Raw genomic sequence first — 24048 nt, 5'->3', positions numbered from 1 at the left:
ATCCTTTTTTATTCTTTTTCAGTTTTCTCTAAACGAGGTACTGTCAAGTCGATTCCAAAGTGCTGTTGTAATAATTGTTGATAGTTGTCTGGCGTCACGAGCGTTTTATGCTTACCGTCTTCATCTGTCACTGTTAAATGATTTTGTGTCATTGTTACGCGCCCTGTTGCAGTTGGCATTGTCACGATGACACTGTGTACAAATGGTGACTTAGGGTCGTGTTGGTTATGTTCGAGTACATCATCGAAATAGTTTATCTCTTGTGGCTGTGCTTTGGCTACAAATTTTGTTTGCCATGCATCATCCACCCATTTTTGAATCGCAATCATATCATTTTCTCTCACAGCACGATATTCCCCGCTAATGTCTTGTACTGTATCATGCCCATCATCAGTGACATGAATCGATTTCACAGGTAAGCCGCCAAATCCGACATCCGCAATATATGTTTCTCCATCAATAACGACAGCGAGTGTCACATGTGAGTCTTCTAAACTACGACCGCCATTGGGAGTGTGAATCGTTGCAGGAAGAAAATGTGTTTCATATCCTTTTGACTCTAAATATGCGGCATAAAACGTGTTCACTTCATAGCAATATCCTCCACGGCCTTGTTCAATAATTTTGTGATATAAATCATCTAAATCTGTAGAAATTGGCACGCCATTTTGGACATCCAAATTTTCAAATGGGACATGTTGCATAAATTGCTGCGTATAATAATCGAGTGCCTCTACACGATGATGAAATTGTTTTTGTTCATCTACCTCTAATTTTCTGTCTACTTTTTGTGTATCCATTATGGCCCTCCTTAAATTGCTTTTCATGGTCCTATCATATCGAGAATTCATCCATTTGACAAATGGAATGCATTCCGCTTAGAATAAATGATAGTCACTTCTGTTTAGAAAGGAGAAACACGGAAATGTCTAGTAGTGTAGGTGATAATCATTCAATTAAACAACATTTACCGGCTATTATCATCATGATTTCTGGTGCTTTTATAGCCGTTCTTAATCAAACTTTATTTACAACCGTTTTACCCGAATTTATGGCGGACTTCCATTTAACAAGTTCAGTCGCTCAATGGGTCACAACGATTTTTATGCTGGTTAATGGGATTATGATTCCAGTGACAGCTTATTTATCGCAACGTTTTAGTTTAAGACATTTATTTTTCACAGCATTAACGCTATTTCTTTTTGGTTCATTATTAGGAATGCTCGCGCCACAATATATTTTCATTCTTGTTGGACGCGCGATACAAGCGATGGGGGCAGGGATTTTAATGCCTTTAACGCAAACATTTTTATTCCTTGTCTTCCCACTTGAAAAACGCGGTATGGCAATGGGCTTATTTGGTTTAGTTATCGGATTTGCGCCAGCGATTGGACCGACTGCATCCGGTTGGTTCGTCAACATGTTCAATTGGCGTTACCTGTTCTTAATCATTTTAATCATTTCGATTGTCGTGCTCGTCTTAGGTTTATTTAAAATGACAAACGCAACTGAATTGAGCAAACCCTCACTCGACGTTTTATCTGTCATTTTATCTACTTTAGGTTTTGGGGGTTTACTCTTCGGCTTTAGTTCAGCAGGACAATATGGTTGGCGCAATCCACTCAGCTACGTTACGATCATCGTCGCTGTCATCATTTTAATCGCATTCGTCTTACGTCAACTCAAACTCGAAACACCTATGCTCGAAATGCGCGTATTTCAACATCGTTCATTTACAGTACCGATTGCTTTAGTCGTACTCATGTTCTTGATTTTTATTGGGACAATGACGATGTTACCGATTTATATGCAATCTATGAGAGGCATGTCACCATTACAATCAGGTCTGACATTATTACCGGGTGGTCTTGTGATGGGCTTACTCGCACCGATTAACGGCAGACTTTACGATAAAATGGGCGGTCGTATTTTAGCGGTCGCAGGGATGACATTTATTTTTATTGGGGCAGTCATGATTTCGTTCTTAAATGAAACATCGCCACTATGGTATATCATCTTATCCTTTGTCATCCTCACATTTGGTAACTCTGGCATCATGGTACCGATGACAACTGAAGCAATGAACGCCTTACCAAAATCACTCATTCCACACGGGACAGCTATGAATAATACGTTACGTCAAATTTCAGCTGCTATCGGTACAGGTTTACTCGTTACAGTGATGTCTCAATTGGCTATGGCACACGGTGGCGACCCAGTGATGCGTAACATTTTCGGTTTACAATGGACTTACCGTATCGTCGCAGTGATTGTCATCTTTGGTATTATCATTGCTACACGTATTTCTAAAAAACAAGCTTAAACGCTATAAATAAATAGCTACTCTTCAATAAAGTCTAGAGTAGCTATTTTCATCATTACTTATCTTAAAAATAGTGATAAGGGAATTGCGCGTTTCAAAAATTAAAATTGGGCAATAACATCTTATAGGGTGGTATCGCAATGATGCCAGTTGACGTGACATCCCATGTATCAAAACGTATCAATTGAATTCTTATTGAAAGCGCTTAAAATTGGATAACACTGCATACTTGCTACATCACCTTTAATACACTAATTAAAATTCTGATTGGAGTTGAGACATATGATGGCAAAAGCAATTGATACACACGCACATTTATGGAGTGAAGCATATCTTGAAAGACTAGGTAAATTAGGTAGTCAAGGAACAGAGGTCGCAAAAGGTATCAACCAGTCTGACTCAGAAGAAGATTTAAAAAAACGCTTTAAAATGATGGACGATGCAGGGGTTGGCAAACAAATTATCTCCGCGACACCACAATCACCGCAATGGGGTACAAAAAAAGAAGCAAAAGAGTCTGCACGTATAATTAACGATTTATATGAATCTCTCGTAAAAAATTATCCCGATCGCTTTTTAGCATACGGTGCTGTATCTTTACCGTATCTTGACCAAGCGATTGAAGAAGCACGCGAACTTTTAGCTAAAGATGAATTTATCGGCATTGCCATTCCAACACTCGTTAAAGATAAAGTTTCTATTGCAGATTTACAATTTGAAGAATTTTTCGAAGCGATGAATGAACTGAACGCAACACTTTACATTCATCCAACAGGTTGTGGCGCACAATCCCCCATGATCAATGACTATCAATTACACTGGGTTATCGGGGCGCCATTAGAATCAACATTCGTCGCCTTACATTTAATGAAAAATAGAATTCCACAAAAATATCCAAACATTAAATTCCACATCTCACACTTAGGTGGCGCTTTACCATTCTTCATCCAACGTATTGAAGACAACTATGAAGATTGGAACGCATTTGATGACAGCCCTTGGGATATTTTAAACCGTCAATTCTATTACGACACAGCGAACTTCCACGGCCCATCTCTTAAAAATACGATTGATTCATTTGGCATTGATCACGTTATGATGGGGAGTGACTTCCCTTATTTCCAAGACGAGAAATACACACGCGCAGTTACTTACATTAAAGATTCAGGCATTGACCCTGAGAAAATTGACGGCATTTTGTATGGCAATGCAGTCGAATTCTTTGAGATTGAACACGACCATTAATCCCAACAATCATTTCGGGTTAGTTAGATGTTAAAAAATCACCCCTACTACACACAGTGGGGTGATTTTTATTTAAATACGTTTAATAAACTGTTTTGAGCCTATAAATTTATACATTTCGATCATTTCTTTTTTACACTTCTCTAAACACTCTATTTTTAACTCTAGCACTCCATTATATATTAAATAAATGACACTTATTTTAATAACTCGCAACTATTAACATATTATTCCATAAATATATATATTTTCCACATTTGTATTCATATACCATTAATAATAGAAAAACATTTCACCGTGCATGGTATAATATTTCTGTCACTTATCCCTCAGCCGTCTAAACTTGACGTAGAGAGGAGGTGTTTCATATGCTAGACTTTCTAGTAAGTATAGTGGCCCCTAGCATTAGCGGCTGCATCGTTGTGTATTTTACATATTGGTTAAGTAAACGCAACGATAAAAAGAAAAAGTGACAAATAACCACACCATTAGAAATCCCCTCACTACTCGCAATAGTGAGGGGATTGGTGTTTATATGCTAGACTTTATGTCATCATTATAGCATCCATATCTACAAAATGCAATGGTAAAATTATTATATATAAAATCAATACTGCATTGCCAATTTAAGTTTAATTTGGTATTCACATTCCCAAAAACCGTCTATCTGCTCATCCCCCATAGCGAATTGCGACCGTCTCTGTGTATGAAGTAACTGACTTTTCCCATTCATTTACTTATCAATACTGGGAGGCACTTTACATTGATTGCCAAAACCCATTCCCATGTATCAATAATGCTGAAACATGTTCAAAAATGCTAAATAACGAAACAAAAAAAGACACGTGTCTCAACACATCACTAGACATTAAACAAATCGTTAAACGACTCCGCCATTGTTGGATGTGTATAAATATTATCTCTCAACACTGCATACGACAACTGTTGATCAATCGCTAATTTCACAATATTGATAAGTTCCTCAGACTGCTGACCATACAATGTAGCCCCTAACACTTGGCCTGACTTCGCATCTACCACCGCTTTGAACAAGCCTCTCGTATCATTATTGATTTTATGACGTGGCATAGTGTTCACTGGCACTTGATTTTCAAGGACATCATAACCTTTTTCACGTGCTTCTGCGGCAGTCATACCGACACGTGACATCGGTGGATCGATAAACATTGTATAAGGAACGGCACCACGTTGTTCAAGTGTGCGTTGACCATTGCCGAACAATTGAGATTTCACAATTCTAAAGTCATCCAATGAAATATACGTAAATTGCAAGCCACCATTGACATCACCGACTGCATAAATGTGATCCACAGACGTTTGCAGTTTGTCATTCACAACGACTTCTCCACGTTTTCCTAATTGAACACCTGCTCCTTCTAAGTTTAAGCCTTCTGTATTCGGTTTGCGCCCTGTTGCCACAAGTACAGCATCCGCTTCAAATGTCCCTTGACTTGTCACCACTTTTGTCACATCTGCTTCATCTTGAATCGCTTCAGTTTCAGCATGATAAACGAATTGAATGCCTTTTTGTGTTAGATCTTCTGTCACTTGTTTCGCAATCGCTTCATCTTCTTTTTTTAAGATTTGATCCGCGCGTTCTAATACAGTGACTTCTGTACCGAAATTCGCAAAAATTGATGCAAATTCAAGCGCGATATAGCCGCCACCGACAATCACTAAACGTTTCGGTTGTTGCGTTAAATCCATAATCGCTTTTGAATCATAGACACGTTGCGATGTATCGACACCTTTAATGTTTGGAATGACCGACTTCGCACCTGTATTAATGACAATATTTGTACCTTCAATCGTTTTGACTGTTTCACCTTGTGCATTCAATAAGACGATTTCATATGCAGATTTGAATGATGCTGTCATATTAATGACGTCTACTGTGTCTTCATCCGCAAGATTGTGATAGTTTTTGTGGTTTAATGCACTGACCACATCGCGTTTACGTTGCATTGCGTCGTTAAATGATGCCGCTTCAATCCCATCGTGAACTAATACTTTTGATGGAATACAACCGATGTTGATACATGTGCCCCCATACATTTCAGCAGATTTTTCAATCACTGCTACTTTCTTACCTTGTTGGGCTGCAAATTTCGCCAACGTTTTCCCTGCTTTACCAAATCCGACAACAATTAAATCGTATTTTTCCATTTATGCTTTCACCTCTCTAATTTGGTTCAAAATATCACCTATCGTTTGATGTTGGTAATAGTTTGCAATGATTTCTTGTTCAGTTAAATAGTGGCCATACATAACTTGTTCGATTTTTTGTGAGATTTCACAGTGAATTGAAGGATGTCCTGTAAATAAGCAACCATAGTTCTCAGGGCGATTGAACAAACGAAAAAGTGCTTCTAACTTAATCGCTGGTCCATCTTCCGTAGTGAGATAGCCCCCTTTTTGACCACGCACCACTTTAACATAAACTTCTTGTTGCAACTTTGACATCACACGTCTTAATTGCACAGGATTGACACAGACATTTCCTGCAAGTGCTTGGCTATTAAATACTTCTCCGTGATGTTGATTTAAAAATGCGAGTACGTGCACGGCAATATTAAATTCAAGGTTCATCATTGCACCTCTATAATTGTAATGATTATAGTTGCATTAAATCGCAACTGTCTCAAAATAGGAAATCTAATGCTTCAAAAATTTTATTTTGCTTTTTCAGTAAGCACGCCATCTTTCATTTCGAATACTTTGTCACAATATGCAGTGAGTCGTTCATCATGTGTCACAATCATACACATTTTGTTGCGACGTTTAGATTGGTTTTTCAAAATTTCCATCACGGCCATCGCGTTTTCCGTATCTAATGCAGCGGTCGGTTCATCTGCTAAAATGATGTCCGGCTTCGTGTAAATCGCTTTGGCTATCGCGACACGTTGCTTTTGCCCGCCTGATATTTCACTTGGTAATTGATTCATGATACTGTCTAACCCTAATTGTTGGATTAATGCATCAAAGTCTTGTTGTGCCAAAACATCCCTTTTTCGCTTTTTTAAGAGCTGAAATTGTTGTTTAACTGTTAAAAATGGCACTAAATTTGACGTTTGTAATATAAAGCCAATTTGTTGCATACGGACACGTGCCAATGCTTTTTGACTTAGATTTGTGATTTGTTGTGCACCAATCGTAATGTCGCCTGATGTCGGTGTTTGGAGTGCACCTGCCATCGTTAAAAATGTACTTTTCCCTGAACCAGATGGCCCTACAATTGCGATGAGTTCCCCTTGTTCAAACTGTAATGTTGTTGGCTTTACCGCTTCAATGACTTGCTGACCATCTTGAAATGATTTCGTGACATTTTGAAATTTCAACATGCTTCATACCTCCTAACCGATTGCCTTAAGTGGATCAATTTTACGTATTGTGACAATTGAAAATAGACTGCCCAATAATGACACTAAAATGAGGACAATGCCAAAAATGATAAGTGTCAATATATCAAACTTAATCGGTACAGCAGAAGGTAAAAATGCGCCTGTCATGAGTGTTAAAATTAAGCCACTGACTGTACCAATGAGCGCTAATACAAACGTTTGAGATAATACGATTTTCACTAAATCTCCATTTGTAAATCCTTGTGCTTTCAATACACCAAACAGATGCGTCTTTTGTAATGTGATGACATATAAAAATACACCGATGACCGTAGCCGAAATGATAAATAAAAAGCCAATCATAAAGTTTAACGTTAAGTTTTGCGCTTGATAGCCTGGCAGATTTTCAATGAACGTATCAATATCAATCGCTTCAAGTGACTTGTCTAGTTTTTGATTTTGCCAATCACTATCTTTCACAACGACGGCGTTGGTTTTGTCCTGAGTTAACAGCGGATTCACCTTTTCAATCGTTTGATTATTACCAAAGAGTACAGGAGAAGCATTGTATTTCGCCGATTCAGTAAACCCTACTATTTTGAGTGATTCATCTGATTGAGAGAGTGATAACGTATCCCCAAGCTTGAACCCTTTTTCTTTCAATGTGCCATCCGCGATGACTTCATTACCTGCAGTAAACGCCCGTCCATCTGTCAATTTAGGGACAATAAATGCATCCTTTTGCGTACCATACAGCAATGCGTTTTCTTCAATTTTGCCGTTGGAGACAATGACCGCTGTCTGTTTCAATGTGGCTTGTTTATCAAAATTATCCTTTACAAGCACTGTGTCAAAGCTTGATTGTTGAACCGTTTGATTGGCATCTTTGTTTAACACAATCGCATCTACATCCCAACGATTGATGCCTTCCGTGTTCATATTGATGAGCCCTCTCGCCAGTCCAGATAGTAAAAATAATAGGTAGCTGATGAGGAGGAGTACCCCGATGATGAGACTGAATTTGAGTTGATTACGTTTGATTTCATTCCATGCTAAAAACATAGGCACCTCCAGGGGGTGTGTTGGTTATATCTTCCCTAAATTTTTACTGTTTAAGCCTGATTTCAATATTGAAAAATGACAAATCGTAGGAATAGGGGCTAGGAAAACTCCATGGTCTCCTAGCCCCTATAATATGTCGTTAATCAAATATATGTCTAAAGTAATATCAACCATGTGATGCTGCCTAAAATAGCTACGCATGCCAGTGAGGTCACCATTTGACGTCCGACCATTTTGCTGCCTTCTTTTAATCCTAATTGTCGTATCACCATCGTCATCGTGACCGAACAAGCGGTAAATGTTGAACTGAAAAAGACGAGGAGTAACACTTGCCATGCTGATAAACTTTGAATGAACTGTCCGCCTCCCATGTTAAATAACAACATCCCATCTTTACGAATCATCGAAAATAACAGACCTGGAGATAATTCATGTGGAATATGTAACAAACTGAGGAGTGGAATAAACAGTTTTGAAATCATCTCAAGTACCGGGGTTAACGCTAATGCACTCGCAATGAGGCAAATCGCCATAAATATCGGCAATGCTTGAAATAAAAACATTTTTACACTGTCCCACATTTGCGCCAACACACGTTTCATTGACGGCCATACGACAGGTTCATGTGACAAGACTTGCGCTGCTATGAATCGTTGCTCTGACGGGTACCATAATCGGTTATGCAGTAATCCGCCTATTAAAACGAGTAGTAAATACGGGATAAAGAGCCACGTTTGATGTGCGACGTTAAATATCGAAAGTGTCGCACCAATTTGATAACTACACGATGTCCCAAAACTGATGAGACTCATACAACGTGTACGTGTGCATAATTGACATTGATGCCCTGCTTGTACGATAGCGGCAGCGTTACAACCAAAGCCTTCTAATAATGGAATAATATCTGTGCCCTCGAGCCCCACTTTTCCCATAGTCGGCGCAATCGACCAAATGATATATTGCTTCAGATGTGATTGCTCAATGACTGCACTCGACAAACTGAGCATCACAACGACAGGTAATGCCCATACGAGTGAGTATGTCCCGAGTGATAAAACGCCATAATCGCCAAATAGAAATGCTTGAATCAGTGATGGACGAAAAAGCGCATGTTCGGCAAGTGTATCAATCCAAGGCGCAACATATTGATTTTGTAGCCAATCTGACAAATGATACGCGACATAGACCGGTGCAGCGAACATTAAAATGACGCATAACCAGCCTAATAACGTATGTAAAGGGCGCGGGCGCTGATGCTGATGTGCGCGCCAAAATGATTGTAACTGTGCAACATGATGACATGTCTCTTCCTTCGTACAATGGACAGCTCGGTTAAGTGATACTGCTAATCGTTGTTGAATCACGAAACGCTTTAATGCTTGCTGTTCATGTGGTGTCAGTTGTTTCAATCCGCGTAGTCGAAATTGATGCGGCTCATTTGGAATGTTGGATACCTGCGCAGTTACTAAGTCATACGTCACCGTTAGCATGAGCAGGCCACTTCACAACAACTATAATCATCTAAATACATTTGATTGTCGCGATAACTATCAATCACTTTTTGGTCCACAGCCAAGCCTTCACGTTGCATCATCGTACGTGCTAATACTGCAAAGCGTGCTCTAAATTTATAAATATAGCAAAGTATCGCTTCATCATGGCGTACTCTCGCACCTATTAAAAAGACATTCGGGTAACGTGTCGACTCATCTAAATCCGTTAATCGCACTTCTCCTTCTCTCACTGTAAAAAGTTGTTGAATGAGTGGATTTTTCGTCACATCAAACCCTGTCGCGATAATCGGTTCTGTCGGACTGTATACGATGGCACCATTATCAAAATGGATTTCATATTGGCCGTGACGAAACACGATAGACTCCGCGCGATAATGCACATTCATTTCAATTTCTGCACCTTGTTGTACCACTTCTCTTAAACGTTGATGCGTATATGGTGACAAACGAATACTTGGATCAGCTTCATCTGCGTCAAAACCTGTTGAACTTGTATAAAGTGACACTTGTGCACCTTGTTTAGCGAGATGAATCGCCGCATCAAACGCACTTTCGTTCCCACCAATAATCGTAAACGTATGGCCAGGTAACCCCTTAAAATCATCCACTTCACTATAATGAATACCGTGATCAAATGGTTGATTTGGAAAGGCAAAGTCACCTGTCGCAACGTAAATATAATCTGCTGTCAATGTACCTTGAGATGTATTTAATTCATAAACGCTATCGACAAATTGAACATCTTCCACTTTTGTTTCTGTTCGCACATCGATGTCGTAATGTTCAGCAACAACTGTTAAATATTCTGCATATGTATCACCCGATAAATGTTCTTCATTAAATGTAAAAGCAGGTGATGTATCTTTGGCAATCGCATTCATGTCAGGCATACCAAAACCGTTTGAAGTAAAGGACGGCGTAATCGTGCGTGTCGATTTCGGCCAATTTTTAAAGGATTGTCCAATTGAACCACCCTCTATCACGCAAACATCTTCAAAACGGAGCGTCTTCATCGTTACAGCCATACCAATACCTGCAGCGCCTGCACCAATAATAATGACTCGGTGATGTTGTTTCATTACAATCCCTCTTTCTAAATCGAAATAATTACGATTTATTAATTGTAGAACATCTTAATCGCAATTGCAATATGAACAACTTGACGATGCGCTTGTCATCATTATCAAAAAAGCACAAAAGAAAAACGCCAACACTTGAAATTAAGTATTGACGTCATCATTTCAACCTCTCATGACTGATGATGTCTGGATTGTCTCCAGCTTGAGAGCGAACTTTGCCCATCACATAGCGGCGTATCACCCATAATATACATCGCCAACGTGAGTCGCTAAGCCAAATCAATAAGTCTACGCGTGCTAACCCTTCGTCTAACGCCTCTTTATACGTGCCATCCATTAACCATGTCTCAGTCTTCACAATTTCAGTGACATGACGTTGCAACACTTCTGCCGGTACAAGTTCTCCATCTTCCCATGCATAGCGATCTAAATGATACGTTGGAATTTGAAGTGCTGTACCAATATTCATACATAAAGTCGCGAGTATTTTCGGCTTTTGATAAAGAAAATTTAACAGTTACGCAATATATACGAAAGCGTTCTTTAAAACGATACAAAAACATTGTAATCTCAAATGAAGCGTTAATAAAAAAGTTGCAAAAGGGAAATGAGCTGCAGGAAGTAGAACTTCAAACTATGAAAACTGAGCTAGTAGAAAGATGAGTTAAGATATTACGTGCTAGAACGTCGTAGAAACGTCATAGAAGCCGTATAACACGTTTTAGAGGAAAAAAACGGACGTTTGGAAGGCATAGACGATAAAAGCAATATTGAGGACGATAAATAACGATAACGAAATAATGAGATAATCCGTTCGTGATCCATTTTGTGTCATGACTAGAGCAATCATATTAGGTAGACATACTAAAAATAAAATGAGTGCATAGATTTTTTGTTTTAATATATAACAAATCATCGTAACCAGCATGAGCAAGACAATGCCTACAATATTACTTTCCTGTTGATTCAAAGTAACAATCTTATACAATGGAAAATGATGTGCTAAAAATGTGCTCAATACGATTAAACCAAATATCAGAATGCCTCCCATCGCTCCAAAAATGTATGTTTTTTTACTGTCACCAAATGTCAATATCAACTTTCGAATCATATATAAGCCCATTATCACAGTGATTAAAAAAGTAAAAATCGCATTGAAAATGATACTTACCGTTAAAGTATAAGAGTGTTCAAATAAAAAAGGCTTATAAGCGCTTAAAACGCATTGAAACGTCAAATAAGGGCATTGAAAAGAAGGATTGAAGTTTTTATAAAAATGTATTACAATGTATTACACAAAGAAAGGAGCGATTACTATGGCTATTTCAGTAAGATTAAACACTCAAGATGAGCAATTATTTAAGTCTTATGCAAAAACAAACAATATGACGCTGTCCGAACTGTTTAGAAATGCTGTTTTTGAAAAAATCGAAGGTGAATATGACCTTGCCGTATATCGTGAGTCTTTAGAAGAATACAACAAGAACCCAGTCATCTATTCTCACGCAGAGGTATGTAGACTGTTAGGTATTGAATGATGTACACGTTACAGTATAGTGATAAGGTATTAAAACAATTAAGCAAGCTTGACAAAGGCAGACAAAAGCTGATTTTGACTTGGATAGCGAACAATTTGGAAAACTGTGAAAACCCAAGAATAAAGGGCAAAGGACTTACGGCAAACCGAAGCAGAGAATGGCGGTATAGAGTGGGTGATTATCGAATTATCTGTGATATACAAGATAGTGAACTGATAATACTTGCTTTGTCTATTGGACACAGAAAAAGTATTTATTAGGCAAGGCGCAGTCCAGCCATAATAATATATATATTGAAAAGAGAAAAGAGCATCTTTTTTGAGGGGGTTTTTGAAACGAGTTTCTTCTTGTCTTGATACACTTTCATAATAATGCACAATACTCCAACGCTCAGGAATATTTAACTGAAATGCTTCTCGTAACTGTTCTCCGGCTTCACGTGCTGTATTATTACGCCACGTCCGAAAAGGGACAAGCAGTCTTTCTTGTGCATCAAATGCTAAATAACCGTGCATCATCCCACTAATCCCTAAACTTGCAATGTGCGTGAATTCCACCCCATACGTCACTTTTATTTCCCGGTTCATCAAACGAAAACTCTCTCGAATCCCTTGCCAAACTTCATCTAAATCATAGGACCAATATCCGTCAGTCAGTTGTTGTTCCCATTCATAATGCCCAGTTGCAATCGTGCGTGTCATCGAATCAATGGCGACTGTTTTAATGCGCGTCGAACCTAATTCGATACCTACTGAAATGTCTCCCGCTTCGATTTATTGACGTGTCGTTCGCTTATTCATCCTATCACTTCGTTCGTCTTCTTGCCTTTTAACTTAATTCAGGCAGAAGTCTCCCATCCTCTATAGGTGGGTGATGAATGCCGTTCGGTATGAGGGTTACCGTTGGTAACTCGAAAACCGACACGCAAGGCTCATCGCCTTTTTATTTTGTTCTATGTTATAATCAGTCTATATAAGAAGTGAGTTGATATAACATGAAATTAGATACTAATAATCATTCGGTGTTTCTTCTCTATTATCATCTTGTGTTGGTTACTAAATACCGTAGACATGTGATTGATGATAAAATTTCTGAATTTGCTAAAACAACTTTTGTACGAATTGCAGCGTCTTATCATATTACTCTAGTTGAGTGGAATCAGGATAAAGACCATGTTCATATTATGTTCAAAGCACAACCAAAAACAGAATTGACAAAATTTATCAATGCCTATAAAAGTGCCAGTTCGCGTTTGATAAAACGCGACTTTCCAAAAGTAAGACAGTTTCTTTGGAAAGAAATGTTTTGGTCTAGAAGTTTTTGCCTTTTGACAACTGGTGGCGCACCAATTGACGTTATAAAAAAATATATTCAGAATCAAGGTTATAATCATAAATAGAGAGGTGCGTAGCTTATGGAACGACTCAAAGCATATAAATTTAGAATCTATCCAACTGAAGAACAAAAAATTTTCTTCGCTAAGTCTTTCGGTTGTGTCCGTAAGGTCTACAATCTAATGCTTGATGATCGAATGAAAGCTTATGAAGAAACTAAGAATGTTTCTTCTAAAAAAATGAAGTTCCCGACACCAGCTAAATATAAGAATGAATTTCCATTTTTGAAGGAAGTAGATAGCCTTGCCTTGGCTAATGCACAACTCAATTTAGACAAGGCATATAAGAATTTCTTTAGAGATAAATCTGTTGGATTTCCTCGGTTCAAAAGTAAGAAGAATCCCGTTCAAAGCTATACCACTAATAATCAAAATGGCACAATATCCTTGATTGATAATAAATTCATCAAAGTTCCTAAGTTGAAGTCATCAGTTAAAATAAAGCTTCATAGACAACCTAAAGGTATTATCAAATCAGCTACAATATCACGCCGTTCAAGCGGTAAATACTATGTTTCTTTATTGTGCAAAGAAGAAGTTGTCGAGTTTCCTAAAACTAATTCTGCAATTGGAATTGACCTTGGAATCACTCATTTTGCCATTTTTTCTGACGGTCAAAAGATTGATAATAATAAGTTCACTTCGAAAATGGCACAGAAACTAAAACGTGAACAACGTAAGTTGTCGAGACGTGCCCTGTTAGCCAAAAAGAAGGGTATCAATCTCTTTGAAGCCAAAAACTACCAGAAACAAAAACAGAAAGTTGCACGACTACATGAAAAGGTAATGAATCAACGCACTGACTTTCTAAACAAGTTGAGTACAGAGATTATCAAAAATCACGATATTATCTGTATTGAAGACTTAAACACAAAAGGTATGTTGCGAAATCATAAACTGGCTAAAAGCATTTCTGATGTGTCATGGTCTAGCTTTGTGATTAAGCTACAATACAAAGCTGACTGGTATGGACATGAAATAGTCAAGATTGATAAATGGTTTCCATCAAGTCAAGTCTGTTCAGACTGCGGACATAATGATGGCAAGAAAAATCTCAAAATTCGAGAATGGTCTTGTCCTATTTGCCATGCTCACCATGACCGAGATATAAACGCGAGCATCAATATTTTGACCGAAGGGCTACGAATGCAAACATTAGCTTAGAAAAGACCGATAACCGTAGGGTCTACGGGGATAGCTTGGTCAATAAGAGAAACCTCTGTTAGTAAAGAAATACACTTACAAGTACGCTCTATTCCCAAGAAGCTCCCACTTCAAGCGTTAAGAACCTTTATGTTTTAGCTAAGTGGTGAGTAGTTCACTGATTATTATGCTTGATAATAGGATAAGAAACGTTCCAATCGGTTACACGCTTCTTCTATTGTTGGCATGTCACATGCAAAGGATAAACGCACGTATCCTTCCGCAAAATCAGAAAATGACTTGCCTGGTACGATGGCCAACTGTTCACGTTCTAACAATTGATTGCAAAAACGAAACGAATCTTGATCGTACGCCGACACATCAGGAAAAATGTAAAATGTCCCTTGTGGCAACATGACCGGTAATCCCATAGCTGTTAAACGTTGATATATATAATCACGACGTTCACGATAAGCGGCATTCATCTTTTCAATATCTGCAGCCCCTTCTTTTAATGCACGAATCGCACCGTATTGACTTGGTGTCGCCACACAAATTGAATTATATAAATGTACGGTCGTCACTTCTTCAATCCATTCAGGTGTCGAGAGCACATAACCGACACGTGCACCTGTCATCGCATGTGATTTCGATAAACCATTCACGACAAACAGTTGCTTGCGAATCTCAGGAAACTCCATAAAAGAACGATGACGTCCTTCAAACACATTTTCACTATAAATTTCATCCGTAATAATGAAAATATCCGTCTCTTTCAATACTGCTACAATTTCCGCAATATTTTCATATGACAATGTCGTACCGGTTGGATTGGTCGGATAATTGAACATAATCGCTTTCGTTTGAGGTGTGATGGCCCCCTTAATCGCATCAGCAGTCGGTACAAAACCTGTATGTGATGTATCTATCCATTTCACTTCTGCACCTTGGAGTTTTACAATCGGCTCATATCCTAAATATGTTGGTCCCGGCAAGATGACTTCTTCTCCTGGATTTAAAATCGTTCTTAAAATGTCATCGATCCCTTCTGAAGCCCCATTAGTCACGACAATTTCTGTTTCAGGATCATATGTCACGCCGAATCGTTCGGCTGTATATTCTGAAATCGCTGTACGTAACTCCAATAATCCTTTATTGTGTGTATATTTCAATCGTCCCTCTTGAATCGCCTGAATCATTGCGTCTTGCACATATGAAGCAACTGGGAAGTCAGACTGCCCGAGCGTTAAATCTAAACAGTTCGGGTATTGATCAACTTTATTCGCAAACTGACGTGTTCCAGGTACTTCAATGTCTTTAATATATTTGTTTAATAATTCCATTTCATAGATACCCCCTTTGTCATCATCAATCTTGGATGCTGTATGGTGTAATATAGATGACATAAATGCCACATTTTATGCTTCTTTTTTACGCTGAAATTGAGACATGATGATTAATATTATAGCATTAACAAGTATAGCGTAAAATATTGTCGCAGTAGATTGTGGTCCTGCAATACCGATACCGATAAAAATGACCATCACACTTGCGATGATTGCGTAAAATGCCGCTTGCGGTGTAATGCGCTTCATGAATAATCCTAAAACGACCGGCATAAAAATACCTCCTGTCAAAATCGCATAGGCAATATCTATCGCAATGAGAACTTCTTTCACCCAAATCGAAATGACAATGGCAATGACTGCAAGAATGAACGTAGTCAATCGTGTCAGCCCTAAAAATTGATGATCTTCCATATTTTTGAAAACATAAGGCTTCAACAAGTCATTTGAAATGATTGTTGCTGATGCGAGTAATGTCCCTGAAGCTGTAGACATAATCGCCGCAATTAAAGCTGCAAACACAATCCCTAGCAAGCCGTTCGGTAATATTTCAAAAGCCATATGTGCGAAAACATTTTGCGTATTTTGGATATTTGGAAATAATACATACGCACACATGCCGACAATGACCATCACAATAGAATAGAGCGCGCTATATAAACCTACCAGCACTCCTGACGTTTTTGAGATACGCTTCGTCTTCCCTGTAAAGAAACGTTGCCAAATATCTTGTCCGACCATGACGCCTAATGTATACGTCACAAAGTAATTCACAATTTCCCCAAAACCGATATTGAAAAAGCTTAAATGTGACGTTGGCATTTGTTCAAATAACATCGTCAATCCACCAACGCTATGTAAACTCATCGGCAACATAATACAAAACATGCCTATGGTCATCACTAAAAATTGAATGACGTCAGTAATCGAGAGCGTCCACATGCCTCCTAGAATCGTATATACAAAGACAATACTCCCACCAACAAGAATGGCTGTCATCATAGGCCAATGAAAAATTTGAGACACGACCGCACCCATCGCAATCACTTGTGTCACACAAATCATAAGGGTATACATTGCTGTAACGACTGCACCCATCACTCTCACACGATGACCAAACAACCGATATAACAGTTCACTAATCGTGATCACTTGTAAATCCATAATACGATCAAGCAAAAACAAGCCAAATATCGTAATACCAACACCCAGTGAAAATACAAACCAGAAACCTGAAAGCCCCATTTCATAGCCTAACTGTGAAGTCCCAATAGTAGAAGAACCACCTAAAAATACAGCTGTTAAGCACCCAAACAACATCAATAGTCCTAGATTACGGTCAGCCACCATATATTTTTCAGATGATTTTGCTTTTAGTACACCGATGATACCTACTGAAATGAGTGCTGCGAAGTAAACGATAAATACTAAAAAGTCTATTGTTCTCATTTTAATCAACTCGCTTTGTATTTTGTTGTTTATCCTTTTTGTGCATGGTGATGCATTACCGAAACCACCGTCATTATCGGCATAACCCTTCGCGCGAGTGTTGTCTTAAGTTTATTAATCATACATTTTGAGGATATTGTTAAGCTCCACAACCTCGTCCCCCAAAACCCCTTCTTTTCCAATACATCTACGTCAAATATCTTTATAGGTGCTAGTGAATCTAGACACCGTATTAACACCAATGACCCTTTGCTTTGATACATTAAAATCTACCCCTTTGTCATATTTCTTTATTTTCTAAAAATTATAAACTTTATACATCAAATGTAAAGTATTAATCGTTTTCGACAAAAGAAATCCGTATAATATAAAATAGACAAACAGGGAGACATGTGCTAATTTATAATATAGAAAAAACCGTTAAAAAGACGGTAACTTCATTAAATGTAAAAAATAACCATTTAACTCGGGCAAAGTTAGGAATGGTTATTTTTTTTTTTGACATTGATAGCAATAAAAACGACTAAACTGATGAGCGCTACGACAGGGTTACCGAGGCTATTCATCGGAAGGTACTGACTCAATCTTCTCTTTTTCGATGCTTAGCCTAATATATCCCTAATCAAATGACTTGATATTTTATTAGACAAAAAGCGACTCATGTGCTAATTTATAAATATAAAAGGCAACGCACACCATGTGCATTGCCTCAGTGAGACCGTTAAAAAGACGGTGACTTCATTAAATGTAAAAAATAACCATTTAACTCGGTCAAAGTTAGGAATGGTTATTTTTTTTGAACATTGATAGCAATAAAAACGACTAAACTGATGAGCGCTACGATAAAATTACCGAAAGCGAAGATCAGCATAAGCACGTCTATCACATTTATCATTCAAGGCCTCTCCTTTCTAAAGATTTCGTTGATGCGCGCATAGGCATCACCTCACTTTATACTAAGATAGCCACCATCCATCTCACTTTCTCACACCATCATTTTATAGTCCATCTTAAATTTTGTCTACAATTATATTTAATGTGACTTTTATTTTATTTTTTATAAAATGGAAGCATCTAGACTTAGTTCTCAGCTTTCTGACGGCACATCTCTTCAATTTTTCAACCTTTCATTTCCAAATTCAAAATAAAATAAAGATTTGAGTATAAAACAAAAAAGACTCGAATCATCATTGAAATAGTCACACTATCTCATGACGACTCGAGCCTCAAATCATAAAACCAATTAACCAATATAAGCTTTCAACATCCAAATGTTATGTTCTAATTCTGTCGCAATTTCGATAAACATATCTGCTGAACGATCATCGCCAGCTTCTTCTGCGTTACCTTGCGCTTGTTTTAATTCTTTAACCACTGTTTCGAAGTCTGCAGCTAATTGTGCAACCATTTGCTCAGCTGAAATATTTTTCTCAGCTTCTTCAATGCTTGAAACTTCTAAAACTTCTTTCATTGTACCTACTGGCTTACCTTCTAATGCAAGTGCACGCTCAGCAATTTCATCTACATAGACAGCCACTTTGTTATAAAGTTCTTCAAATTTTTCATGTAACGCGAAGAAATTGTGACCTTTAACGTACCAATGATAGTTGTGAATTTTAGTCCATAATACTGTGAAGTTTGATAATTGTAAGTTTAAGTCTTCAACGACTTGTTCTCTGCCTTGAGCCATTTATAATCTCACCTTTCTTGCTTCTATTCGTTTATATTTTTACTGAATCATACATATATATTTTAACCGATATAGGATGTACTCAAACACGGACAGCGAAATGTTCATGTGTTCTTCACATTTAGATTTTAGAATGTAAATACTCCGACATCGTTTTAACTTTGTCAGCGTCACTCTCTTCTAATGTGAACACGCCGTAGTCAAATGTGATTTCCAACGCGTTATCTGTCGTTTTAATTGCTTTAATTTCACTAAATTGGATATTACGGTAATAAAATTGTCCGTCCATATCCACATTTAAAATCAGACGTTCATTTGTCGCAACATATGCTGCTTCAAAACGTTTTGTCACGTCTTTCATTTGATAAGGCATGATACCTAATACAGACGTTTCAATATGTTCTGTTGGAAATAGGTCGTCTGGGTTGATTCTATCTAATATCATTTCAAAAACCTCTCGAATTTTAAATTTAGCAATCGCGCATATCATCTACAGTGTATGAGACAGTGCAGTGTTGATCATATACGACGCATCAAAGGCGATTGTCTTCAAAATGCAGTAAGTGCGCTATCAAATCAACCGCCTTAAATGATACCGTGTGTTAAACGGGAGCTGCAAGGGTTATCACAGCTTGATTATTTAATTATTGATTAATGGATCGACATTAGATTTCAGCAATAATGCTTTCTAATTGATCTTCCATACCTAATGCTTTCGCAACACCTGTACCGTAGTTTACATCTGCTTGATAACAATGTTTAATGTGACGACGTTTAACTTCATCCGTTGTCCCTTCCATTTCATTCGCAGTTGTAATAAACATACGTGCTTGTTGTTCTGGTGATTGAAGACGGAACAATTTACCAGGTTGTTCGAAGTAGTTGCTATCATCTTCTCTGAAATCATATTCATACGCGCCACCTTCTAATTCTAATGGCGGACGTTTGTATTCAGGTTGACTTTCATGTGCACCGTAACTGTTTGGATAGTAGTGTGTTTGACCACCTTGGTTACCATCTAAGAAACGCATTGCACCGTCACGGCTGAATGGACAAATGTTTTCAACACCTACACCTTTGGGTTGGTTAACTGGAATTTGCCAGTGGTTCACACCTAAACGATAGCGTTGTGCATCACCATAAGCGAATAAACGACCTTGTAACATTTTGTCTGGTGAGAAATCTAAACCAGGAATAATGTTTGTAGGTGCGAATGCCGCTTGTTCAACATCCATGAAGTAGTTTTCAGGGTTACGGTTTAATTCGAATTCCCCTACTTCAATTAAAGGATAATCCCCTTTGTACCATACTTTAGTTAAGTCAAATGGGTTATCTTTATGGTTTTTCGCTTGTTCTTCAGTCATCACTTGGATGTACATTTTCCATTTCGGGAAGTTGCCTTCTTCAATCGCATTGTACAAGTCGCGTTGTGAAGATTCACGGTCATTTGCAATAATTGCTGCAGCTTCATCAGGTTGTAAGTTTTCAATACCTTGTTGTGTTCTGAAGTGGAATTTCACCCAAACACGTTCATTATTAGCATTAATCATGCCATAAGTATGTGAACCGAAGCCGTGCATATGTCTATAACCTTTTGGAATACCGCGGTCTGTCATTAAAATTGTCACTTGATGTAATGCTTCAGGTAATGACGTCCAGAAATCCCAGTTATTTTGCGCACTTCTCATATTTGTGCGTGGGTCACGTTTAACAGCGTGGTTTAAACTTGCAAATAATTTTGGATCACGGAAGAAGAATACAGGTGTGTTGTTACCTACAAGATCCCAGTTCCCATCTTCAGTGTAGAATTTCAATGCAAAACCACGAATGTCACGCTCTGCATCTGCAGCACCACGTTCACCGGCTACTGTAGAGAAACGTGCGAACATTTCAGTTTGTTTACCTACTTCTGAAAAGATTTTCGCGTTTGTATATTGCGTGATATCATTCGTTACTGTAAAAGTACCAAATGCACCTGAACCTTTTGCGTGCATACGACGCTCAGGAATCACTTCACGATCAAAGTGTGCCATTTGTTCTAAAAAGTACCAGTCTTGCATCAATAATGGACCACGTGGACCCGCAGTCATCGAGTTTTCACGGTCACTGACAGGATGGCCAAATAAGCCCGTTAATTTTGATTCATCTCTGTTCATATATTCACACCTCTAGATTAGAATTATTTTAATTTAGTATACCATTAGTTTAAACTAATTACAAAGTGATTCTCAAAAAAATTTGAAAAAAATAATGTGTACGATATGCTAAGTTAGCCATAAACACCGTTATCATAGCATCGAAAATGATGTTGCAATTTTTTGTCTCATTTTAATGTATCATTATTGGAATATCAATTCGCCTTGTTCTATTTTCAACTGTGTCCTTCTTCATTGTTTTAAAACTTTAATTTGAGTGACCTATATCGAACTGTCCTAAAGCAATTTGAATATGTGCAAGATGATGACGTTCATGCCAAGATAACTTCGCAATGGTTTCACCTACCGTCGTTGCACCACTGTCTTCTAACACAAAGTCTCTTGTCAGTTCTGCTTCCGTTAAATGTTGACCAATAGCCACCACACGTTGATTAATCGCCTCTAGCATTTGAATCGATACTTCAATAGGTAAATCTGAATCTGCCAATTTCACCCATTCATCTTGCACAAAGTTCGGCACTTGAGGGTGCGTATCCGTTAAAGCCAATTTTAGCCGTTGAAACATATTCATCTGTGAGTCCGCAATATGATGGACAAGTTGTTGTACCGTAAAACTGCCCTCACGATAGGTCTCTTGCAAATCACCCTGGTTCAAATTCGTCACCGTTTTTCTTAAATCCTGTACATATTGCGCAATCTCTTCTAGCCAAGAATCGATGTGTGCACGTGTTATAGTTTCTGGTATTTCTAATCCTCCAATGGGATATCTTACATTCATAATGACCCCTCCTTCATCATAAAAGACACTTTCATCATAGCATTTCACACCACAAGTGTAATTCAATACGAATAATCAAAATATATTCTACTCTTCTTTTTCGACACCTCGTTTATCTTTTACCCGTTATCATTCTTCTTTTTGTATTAAATTGAATACATGATTAAAAAGTGCAAGTTTCGCTTTGACCTTGACTATCTTTGACTATTGGTGTATACTTTAATCATAAAGCAATCCACTTTGGTGTCAGAACGTCAAAGTGATTGCCAAAATCTTATAAGCGCTAGTAACATTCAAATACTAACGTAATAAAGGAGAGATGCATGATGGCTTTTGATATGAGACCTTTCAATCATTCATTTTTCAATATGGAACCTAGTGATTTCTTCAAAGATTTCGGACGTCATATGTTAGACGACGCATTCACAACTTCTCAAATTAGAACAGATATTAAAGAACTGGACGATGCTTATATTGTTGAAGCTGAATTACCAGGTATGGATAAAGAAAACATTCAATTAAAATTTGAAAACAACGTCTTAACAATCACTGCACAAAACACCGTAGAAGATCGTAAAGAAGACGAAGAAGGACGCATCATTCGACAAGAGCGTCACTTCAGCAACATGCAACGACAATTTACTTTCAATAACGTAGACGAAAGCAATATTAAAGCGTCTTATCAAAACGGCATGTTAAATGTCACATTAGGTAAACGCACACCAGGTCGTTCTACAAACTCTGATATTCCTATCGACTAAACATTCACAATCTGCCATGTGAATGCCATCCCCTTTCCATTATTCGCGTATCATGCCCGCACATGGTACGCGTTTTTTATTTTGATGAAATCACACCGCTATACATGACGCACAACTCTCACTCTCCAACGCCAATATAAGTTTAAATTAATACAACTGGAATAAAAGGTTCACGCTTTTGTTAATGCTCTCCCTGTGGTTGCAAGAAGAGTTCGAGACTCCCGAGGGATCAGACGCAGCCGAAAACCCAATTGAACTACCACCTTGTGTACAATTCAATCAAGTCAAATTGAGTGAGGCAAGGCTTGATTGCACCCTCCTCTCACATGCCATCAATACACAGTTTAAGTTGATGCGACTCAGTTGAATCTTATGAATAAGAGGACCATTTTCTTTTACTTTGCTTTCCTCGATTGCTAGCCGGGGCGAGACTCCTGTAGCATAAATTAAAGGCTTAAATACGATATCTGAGTTTAATAGTGGCTACTGTTTAACGCAGTAGCTGTCTAACTTCTCAATGCTTTCGCTTTTGAGAAGTCTAGTCAGCCTTGCGGGGGCAGTACTACGCAATCTTTGTTGCACATGAGATTTCTGTACTGCTCCCGAAAATCCATCAACGCTTCCACTACAAATGTAACAGTCCAATCTAAGCGTGGATTCGTTGAAGTGAGGCGCCTCGGAAAGCGAGCCCTAGTCAGCAATCTGGTTTATAACCTCAATCATGCCCCATGTCATCAATCTATTAATAAAATAATTCAACTCATATGCTCAAATGTTAAATAAATATTAACTATTATTAAATACACTTAATAATGCAATGTTTAAAAAATTTACATGTTATATTAGTTTTAATAAAACAAAGGAGTTGTATAGTATGAAAAAAACGCTAGTTACAGGTTTTGCAGTAGCCGCATTATCAACAGGTATCTTTGCAGTAAGTAACGAGGCAAACGCACAAGTCACATCACAAAATGGTATCATTTTACACGACGACTCAAGAATACTCGAACATGAATTACAATATGTAGACGTCTTAATTAATCCAAATACCAACCTACAAACAAAAGAACGTCTTAAAGCATACTTTGAAAGTCAAGGTTTAAATACAGTGAGTGAAATCGTTCAAAAAGCAAAACAAGACGGTCTCGACACATCAAAATACGATTATTTAATTTAACGCTAAACATTTATACGCTTTCTAACGCTTAA

25 protein-coding genes and 1 pseudogene are annotated in these 24048 nt (G+C 38.0%); 9 read left to right on the top strand and 17 right to left on the bottom strand.

Going from position 1 to position 24048, the window contains the following annotated elements; translation table 11 throughout:
- Positions 1–8 precede the first annotated feature (8 nt).
- A complete protein-coding gene (locus GZH82_RS01365) occupies positions 9–800 on the bottom strand; it encodes an arylamine N-acetyltransferase (RefSeq protein WP_162680974.1) in 792 nt (263 codons plus the stop codon).
- A gap of 125 nt (positions 801–925) precedes the next feature.
- Between GZH82_RS01365 and GZH82_RS01360 the strand changes: the two genes are divergently transcribed.
- The 3 genes from GZH82_RS01360 (at position 926) to GZH82_RS01350 (ending at position 4041) form a co-directional block, all read left to right on the top strand.
- Positions 926–2323, top strand: a complete 1398-nt coding sequence (locus GZH82_RS01360) for an MDR family MFS transporter (protein ID WP_162680973.1) — start codon at positions 926–928, stop codon at positions 2321–2323.
- Positions 2324–2608: 285 nt separating this feature from the next.
- A complete protein-coding gene (locus GZH82_RS01355; RefSeq protein WP_162682973.1) occupies positions 2609–3568 on the top strand; it encodes an amidohydrolase family protein in 960 nt (319 codons plus the stop codon).
- Positions 3569–3936: 368 nt separating this feature from the next.
- Positions 3937–4041, top strand: a complete 105-nt coding sequence (locus GZH82_RS01350) for a type I toxin-antitoxin system Fst family toxin (RefSeq protein WP_162680972.1) — start codon at positions 3937–3939, stop codon at positions 4039–4041.
- Between the two features lie 388 nt (positions 4042–4429).
- Here GZH82_RS01350 and merA read toward each other — a convergent pair whose 3' ends face one another.
- From merA to GZH82_RS01310, 8 genes are all read right to left on the bottom strand, one after another.
- Positions 4430–5755, bottom strand: coding sequence for a hypothiocyanous acid reductase MerA (gene merA / locus GZH82_RS01345; protein WP_162680971.1), 1326 nt, complete (start codon positions 5753–5755; stop codon positions 4430–4432).
- Entirely contained in the window at positions 5756–6181 is a 426-nt protein-coding gene (gene hypR / locus GZH82_RS01340; protein ID WP_238989614.1) for a redox-sensitive transcriptional regulator HypR, read from the bottom strand. It abuts the gene before it with no gap.
- A gap of 80 nt (positions 6182–6261) precedes the next feature.
- Positions 6262–6930 carry an ABC transporter ATP-binding protein gene (locus tag GZH82_RS01335; protein WP_162680970.1) on the bottom strand — a complete coding sequence of 223 codons (669 nt, stop codon included), beginning with the start codon at positions 6928–6930 and terminating at the stop codon, positions 6262–6264.
- Positions 6931–6942: 12 nt separating this feature from the next.
- A complete protein-coding gene (locus tag GZH82_RS01330) occupies positions 6943–7992 on the bottom strand; it encodes an ABC transporter permease (protein ID WP_162680969.1) in 1050 nt (349 codons plus the stop codon).
- A 155-nt stretch (positions 7993–8147) separates the two neighbouring features.
- Positions 8148–9482, bottom strand: coding sequence for a ferrous iron transporter B (locus tag GZH82_RS01325; RefSeq protein WP_162680968.1), 1335 nt, complete (start codon positions 9480–9482; stop codon positions 8148–8150).
- The gene (locus GZH82_RS01320; protein ID WP_162680967.1) at positions 9476–10585 is read right to left on the bottom strand and encodes an NAD(P)/FAD-dependent oxidoreductase; all 1110 of its coding nucleotides are present in this window, start codon (positions 10583–10585) and stop codon (positions 9476–9478) included. Before GZH82_RS01320 ends, GZH82_RS01325 begins: the two co-directional genes overlap by 7 nt.
- Before the next feature lie 157 nt (positions 10586–10742).
- Positions 10743–11054 (bottom strand): P-loop NTPase family protein, encoded by a 312-nt coding sequence (locus GZH82_RS01315; RefSeq protein WP_238989613.1) that lies wholly within the window; start codon positions 11052–11054, stop codon positions 10743–10745.
- Between the two features lie 252 nt (positions 11055–11306).
- Entirely contained in the window at positions 11307–11696 is a 390-nt protein-coding gene (locus tag GZH82_RS01310) for a hypothetical protein (protein ID WP_203232828.1), read from the bottom strand.
- A gap of 205 nt (positions 11697–11901) precedes the next feature.
- Between GZH82_RS01310 and relB the strand changes: the two genes are divergently transcribed.
- A complete protein-coding gene (gene relB, locus GZH82_RS01305) occupies positions 11902–12123 on the top strand; it encodes a type II toxin-antitoxin system RelB family antitoxin (RefSeq protein ID WP_162680966.1) in 222 nt (73 codons plus the stop codon).
- Complete coding sequence (locus GZH82_RS01300) at positions 12120–12383, top strand: type II toxin-antitoxin system RelE family toxin (RefSeq protein ID WP_162682971.1); 264 nt, start codon at positions 12120–12122, stop codon at positions 12381–12383. The genes relB and GZH82_RS01300 overlap by 4 nt, the downstream gene beginning before the upstream one ends.
- 207 nt (positions 12384–12590) lie before the next feature.
- Here the strand turns inward: GZH82_RS01300 and GZH82_RS14115 are convergent.
- Positions 12591–12824, bottom strand: a pseudogene (locus GZH82_RS14115) (ATPase); the annotation flags it as partial.
- Between the two features lie 293 nt (positions 12825–13117).
- Here GZH82_RS14115 and tnpA point away from each other — a divergent pair.
- Both tnpA and tnpB read left to right on the top strand, forming a co-directional pair.
- Positions 13118–13522 (top strand): IS200/IS605 family transposase, encoded by a 405-nt coding sequence (tnpA, locus tag GZH82_RS01290; RefSeq protein ID WP_162680965.1) that lies wholly within the window; start codon positions 13118–13120, stop codon positions 13520–13522.
- Between the two features lie 15 nt (positions 13523–13537).
- On the top strand, positions 13538–14680 hold the full coding sequence (gene tnpB, locus GZH82_RS01285; RefSeq protein ID WP_162680964.1) for an IS200/IS605 family element RNA-guided endonuclease TnpB: 1143 nt from the start codon (positions 13538–13540) through the stop codon (positions 14678–14680).
- 164 nt (positions 14681–14844) lie between these two features.
- On the opposite strand, the gene GZH82_RS01280 is transcribed toward tnpB, so the two are convergent.
- The 7 genes from GZH82_RS01280 to GZH82_RS01250 form a co-directional block, all read right to left on the bottom strand.
- Positions 14845–16002, bottom strand: coding sequence for an aminotransferase class I/II-fold pyridoxal phosphate-dependent enzyme (locus GZH82_RS01280; protein ID WP_162680963.1), 1158 nt, complete (start codon positions 16000–16002; stop codon positions 14845–14847).
- 75 nt (positions 16003–16077) lie between these two features.
- Positions 16078–17454 carry a sodium:solute symporter family protein gene (locus tag GZH82_RS01275; protein WP_162680962.1) on the bottom strand — a complete coding sequence of 459 codons (1377 nt, stop codon included), beginning with the start codon at positions 17452–17454 and terminating at the stop codon, positions 16078–16080.
- Positions 17455–18241: 787 nt separating this feature from the next.
- A complete protein-coding gene (locus GZH82_RS01270; RefSeq protein WP_162680961.1) occupies positions 18242–18349 on the bottom strand; it encodes a putative holin-like toxin in 108 nt (35 codons plus the stop codon).
- A gap of 348 nt (positions 18350–18697) precedes the next feature.
- The gene (locus GZH82_RS01265) at positions 18698–19144 is read right to left on the bottom strand and encodes a Dps family protein (protein WP_019166850.1); all 447 of its coding nucleotides are present in this window, start codon (positions 19142–19144) and stop codon (positions 18698–18700) included.
- 121 nt (positions 19145–19265) lie between these two features.
- Entirely contained in the window at positions 19266–19589 is a 324-nt protein-coding gene (locus tag GZH82_RS01260) for a hypothetical protein (RefSeq protein WP_162680960.1), read from the bottom strand.
- Positions 19590–19809: 220 nt separating this feature from the next.
- Positions 19810–21300, bottom strand: a complete 1491-nt coding sequence (locus GZH82_RS01255) for a catalase (RefSeq protein WP_162680959.1) — start codon at positions 21298–21300, stop codon at positions 19810–19812.
- 247 nt (positions 21301–21547) lie between these two features.
- Positions 21548–22078, bottom strand: coding sequence for a YfiT family bacillithiol transferase (locus tag GZH82_RS01250; RefSeq protein WP_162680958.1), 531 nt, complete (start codon positions 22076–22078; stop codon positions 21548–21550).
- A 326-nt stretch (positions 22079–22404) separates the two neighbouring features.
- Between GZH82_RS01250 and GZH82_RS01245 the strand changes: the two genes are divergently transcribed.
- Complete coding sequence (locus GZH82_RS01245) at positions 22405–22839, top strand: Hsp20/alpha crystallin family protein (protein WP_162682970.1); 435 nt, start codon at positions 22405–22407, stop codon at positions 22837–22839.
- 874 nt (positions 22840–23713) lie between these two features.
- Positions 23714–24016: an SPIN family peroxidase inhibitor gene (spn, locus tag GZH82_RS01240; RefSeq protein ID WP_162680957.1), complete on the top strand. Its 303-nt coding sequence runs from the start codon at positions 23714–23716 to the stop codon at positions 24014–24016.
- Positions 24017–24048 lie beyond the last annotated feature (32 nt).

It is taken from the genome of Staphylococcus sp. MI 10-1553 (genome assembly GCF_010365305.1).
GTDB lineage: Bacteria > Bacillota > Bacilli > Staphylococcales > Staphylococcaceae > Staphylococcus.
Note: the sequence above shows the minus strand (reverse complement) of the source record. Positions and strands in the feature narration are given on the sequence as shown.